General features: G+C 69.8%; 5 protein-coding genes. 4 read left to right on the top strand and 1 reads right to left on the bottom strand.

Annotated elements, in window-relative coordinates; genetic code table 11:
- Both KN815_RS33445 and KN815_RS33450 read left to right on the top strand, forming a co-directional pair.
- Nucleotides 1–481: sigma-70 family RNA polymerase sigma factor (locus KN815_RS33445; protein WP_216345601.1), on the top strand; the 481-nt coding region annotated here is incomplete at its 5' end.
- Nucleotides 482–546: 65 nt separating this feature from the next.
- Nucleotides 547–1,380, top strand: a complete 834-nt coding sequence (locus KN815_RS33450) for a hypothetical protein (RefSeq protein WP_216345602.1) — start codon at nt 547–549, stop codon at nt 1,378–1,380.
- 88 nt (nt 1,381–1,468) lie between these two features.
- Here KN815_RS33450 and KN815_RS33455 read toward each other — a convergent pair whose 3' ends face one another.
- Nucleotides 1,469–1,669, bottom strand: a complete 201-nt coding sequence (locus tag KN815_RS33455) for a hypothetical protein (RefSeq protein WP_059147250.1) — start codon at nt 1,667–1,669, stop codon at nt 1,469–1,471.
- Between the two features lie 203 nt (nt 1,670–1,872).
- Between KN815_RS33455 and KN815_RS33460 the strand changes: the two genes are divergently transcribed.
- Both KN815_RS33460 and KN815_RS33465 read left to right on the top strand, forming a co-directional pair.
- Nucleotides 1,873–2,361 carry a MarR family winged helix-turn-helix transcriptional regulator gene (locus KN815_RS33460; protein ID WP_216345603.1) on the top strand — a complete coding sequence of 163 codons (489 nt, stop codon included), beginning with the start codon at nt 1,873–1,875 and terminating at the stop codon, nt 2,359–2,361.
- Between the two features lie 128 nt (nt 2,362–2,489).
- The coding region (locus tag KN815_RS33465) for a DHA2 family efflux MFS transporter permease subunit (protein ID WP_507229918.1) at nt 2,490–4,115 on the top strand (1,626 nt) is incomplete at its 3' end.

Raw genomic sequence — 4,115 nt, forward strand, 5'->3', positions numbered from 1 at the left:
GTTCTTCCGTGACACAAGCTGGTCGGTGCGGGTCCCGCGGCGGCTCCAGGAGCTGCGGCTGGCGCTCACCAAGGCCAGTGACGAGCTGTCACAGAAGCTCGACCGCTCCCCGACCGTCCCCGAGCTCGCCACGGCGCTGGGCGTCTCGGAGGAGGACGTGGTCGACGGGCTCGCGGTGGGCAATGCCTACACGGCCAGCTCGCTGGACTCCCCGTCCCCCGAGGACGACGGCGGCGAGGGGTCGCTCGCCGACCGGCTGGGGTACGAGGACAGCGCACTGGAGGGCGTGGAGTACCGCGAGTCGCTCAAGCCCCTGCTGGCCAAACTGCCGCCGCGCGAGCGCCAGATCATCATGCTGCGCTTCTTCGCCAATATGACGCAGTCGCAAATCGGCGAAGAGGTCGGGATCTCCCAGATGCATGTCTCCCGGCTGCTCACCCGGACCCTGGCCCAGTTGCGCGAGGGCCTGATCTCGGACTGAGCCGGACCGCCGGCCGGCCTGTCGGATCCCTGTACACCTGACGGGTCGTCAGACACACTGGCCCGATGCGATACGCATCGAGCCGGACAACCGGCCGCCGAGGCACGGCACTCGCCTCCTCGGCGGCCGTACTGTGCCTGGGGGCCCTGCTCAGCGGCTGCGGCGGAGGCGGCGACGGCTATGTCGCCGCCGGGGCGGCCGGGCCCGACGGCCGACGGAGCGCGACGGCCGTACCGCCCAAGGGCGGCGTCGACCTGGTGCCCCTGGACGAGGACGGCGCAGGGAACGATCGCGACGGCAAGGGCGGCAGGGGCGGGAAGGGCGCGTCCGGCCCCACCGCCACCGGGGACGGCGGAACGGACGGACCGGCCTCCCGGGCGCCCTCGGCATCAGCACCGGCCCCCGGCCGTACGAACGGCCCGGGCGGCGGCAAGGGCGGCTCCGGGACCCCGGGGCGTACGGACGACGACCCCAAGGGCGACGGCGGGTCCACAGGCGGCGGACCCGATGGCGGCGGGCCGGGGAAGCCCTCACCGTCCGGGCCCGGCTCGGACCCCTCGGGCCCCTCCGGCTCCCCCACGCCCACCGGACCGGCCGTCCTGGAGGTCGGCAAGCCGGAGCGCACGGCGACCGATGAGCGCTGGTGCGAGAAGGTGAAGGTCGAGTTCCGGAACACCGGAGGATCCGCTGTCGCCTCGGGCACCGTCACCTTCTCGACCCATGTGATCGACCTCCTCGGCACCGACTGGGCGACGCTCAAGTCCGAGGAAAAGCTGCCCGCGCCGATCGGCGCGGGCCAGAAGAAGGAGAAGACCTGGACGGTGTGCGTGGACGACTGGCGGGTGCCGCTGGGCATGCATATCGAGACCAGGGACGTCTCGGTCGCCTGGAAGCCGTAAGGCCGACCCGGCAGCCGTAAGGCCGACCCGGCAGCCGTAAGGTGCGTGGGAGCTCATGCCCCCGCTGGAAGCGTCAGGGCCTCGGGGCTCAGCCCAGTGCCAGCCAGGCCACCGCGGCGACGATCACGACCGCCGCGATCACGCCGACGATCACACCGACGCGCGAACCGCCGCTCGATCCGGTGGACGCCTGAGGCTGCCGGGTGCCCTCGTCGACGAAGGCGCGGAACATCTGAGTGGAACCGGACGGGTCCTGGTTGCCGTTGGGGCTCTGGGGGTTGTTCGCCATGGGCCCCGACCCTAGCGAACGAGCGGATTCCGGGACACCCCCGGGTCTCGGCGGCACCGCACGCCTCAGCCACCCCACTTGACCGGCTCCAGAACGACTCTTTAACGGCAATTTACCGCCCAGACCGCCCTTTCATTTGCCTGTTGCAACTAACTTCTTCTATGGTTGCCTTAAGCAACTGACCAATCCCTCTGGGGGGTGCCGTGGCCACACAGCGCCACTACGAGGAGCTGGCCCGGCAGCTCAGCGCCATCGGCACCGTCAAGCGCGGGCTCGGGCGCGTCCTGCCGACCGACTGCCCATCGGGCGCCGCCATCGTGCTGATGCTCCTCGACCGCTACGGCGAGATGCGCATGAGCAAGCTCGCCGAACTGCTCGACATCGATATGTCAGTGACCAGCCGGCATGTGGCCCATGTCGCGGACCGCGGCTGGGTGGACCGCAAGCCCGACCCGCTCGACCGCCGGTCGCGGCTGCTGAGCATCAACGCCAGCGGACGCACCCTGCTCGGCCAGGTGTCCGAGCGCTACACGGACGCACTCGCGAGTTGTCTGAGCGACTGGTCGGACGAGGACGTCGACCACCTCAACGAACTTCTCGACCGATTGCGGACGAGTTTCGGGGACACGCGTTCCCGGACCCTGCCGCATCAGGCCGAGACCAGCTTCACCCGTACACCTTCGCAACGTTAAGGAACTTCATGGCAACGACCACACCGGACGGCGGTGTGCGGGGACCCGCGGGGCACCCCGCCCACGCCAAGCACGGCGGAGGAGGACACCGGGCCCATCCGGGCCACGACGCGGACTCCTCGGCGCCGATGACCCACCGGCAGATCATGGAGGCCCTCTCCGGGCTGCTGCTGGGGATGTTCGTCGCGATCCTGTCGTCGACGATCGTCTCCAACGCGCTGCCCGAGATCATCGCCGATCTCCACGGCGGCCAGTCCGCCTACACCTGGGTCGTCACCGCCACCCTGCTGGCGATGACCGCCGCCACCCCGCTGTGGGGCAAGCTCTCCGATCTGTTCAGCAAGAAGCTGCTGGTCCAGATAGCCCTGCTGATCTATGTCGCGGGCTCCGTGGTGGCCGGTCTGTCGCAGAACCCCGGCATGCTGATCGCCTGCCGTGTGGTGCAGGGCGTCGGCGTCGGCGGTCTGTCCGCGCTCGCCCAGGTCGTCATGGCGGCGATGATCTCCCCGCGTGAGCGCGGCCGGTACAGCGGCTACCTCGGCGCGACCTTCGCCGTGGCGACCGTCGGCGGTCCGCTGCTGGGCGGCGTGATCACCGACACCTCCTGGCTGGGCTGGCGCTGGTGCTTCTACGTCGGCGTTCCGTTCGCCGTCATCGCGCTGATCGTGCTCCAGAAGACCCTGAAGCTCCCGGTGGTCAAGCGGGACGTCAAGGTCGACTGGAGCGGTGCCTTCTTCATCAGCGCGGCGGTCTCGCTGCTGCTGCTCTGGGTGACCTTCGCGGGCGACAAGTACGACTGGATCTCGTGGCAGACCTACGCGATGGTCGGCGGTTCGATCGCGCTCGGCCTGATCTTCATCCTGATCGAGTCCAAGGCGCGCGAGCCGATCATCCCGCTGCGGCTGTTCCGCAACAAGACGATCACCCTTGCCTCGCTGGCGTCGCTCTTCGTCGGTATCGCGATGTTCTCCGGCACCGTCTTCTTCAGCCAGTACTTCCAGTTGGCGCGGGGTGAGACGCCCACCATGTCGGGCGTCATGACCATCCCGATGATCGGTGGCCTGTTCATCTCCTCGACCGTCTCCGGTCAGGTCATCACCAAGACCGGTCGCTGGAAGGCATGGCTGGTCATCGGTGGTGTGCTGGTGACGGCGGGCCTCGGGCTGCTGGGCACCATCCGGTACGACACCCCGTACTGGCACATGGCGATCTACATGGCGCTCATGGGCCTCGGCATCGGCATGATGATGCAGAACCTGGTGCTGGCCACCCAGAACCAGGTGGCTCCGAAGGACCTCGGCGCGGCCAGTGCCGTCGTCACCTTCTTCCGCTCCCTGGGCGGTGCGGTGGGCGTCTCGGCGCTCGGTGCGGTGCTCGCCAACCGCGTCACCCACTACGTCAAGGACGGCGTGGCCGACCTCGGTCCCAAGGGCGCCGCGCTGGGCCACGCCGGCACCGGCGGCGGTGGCATCCCCGACGTCAAGGCGATGCCCGAGCCGATGCGCACCATCATGGAGAGCGCCTACGGCCACGGTGTCGCGGACGTCTTCCTCTTCGCCGCCCCGGCCGCACTGCTCGGCCTTCTGCTGACCCTGTTCATCAAGGAGGTCGCCCTGAAGACCAACTCCGGCTCCCAGCAGGCCGCGACCGCCTCGGACGCCCCGGCCACCGACGCCACCCCGGCCGACGCGATGGCGGCCACGGCCGCCGCCGGACAGGTCGCCGACCTCGAGCCCGCGCTCGTGGGCGCCCCG

Source organism: Streptomyces niphimycinicus, from assembly GCF_018883605.1.
Taxonomy (GTDB): Bacteria; Actinomycetota; Actinomycetes; order Streptomycetales; family Streptomycetaceae; genus Streptomyces; species Streptomyces niphimycinicus.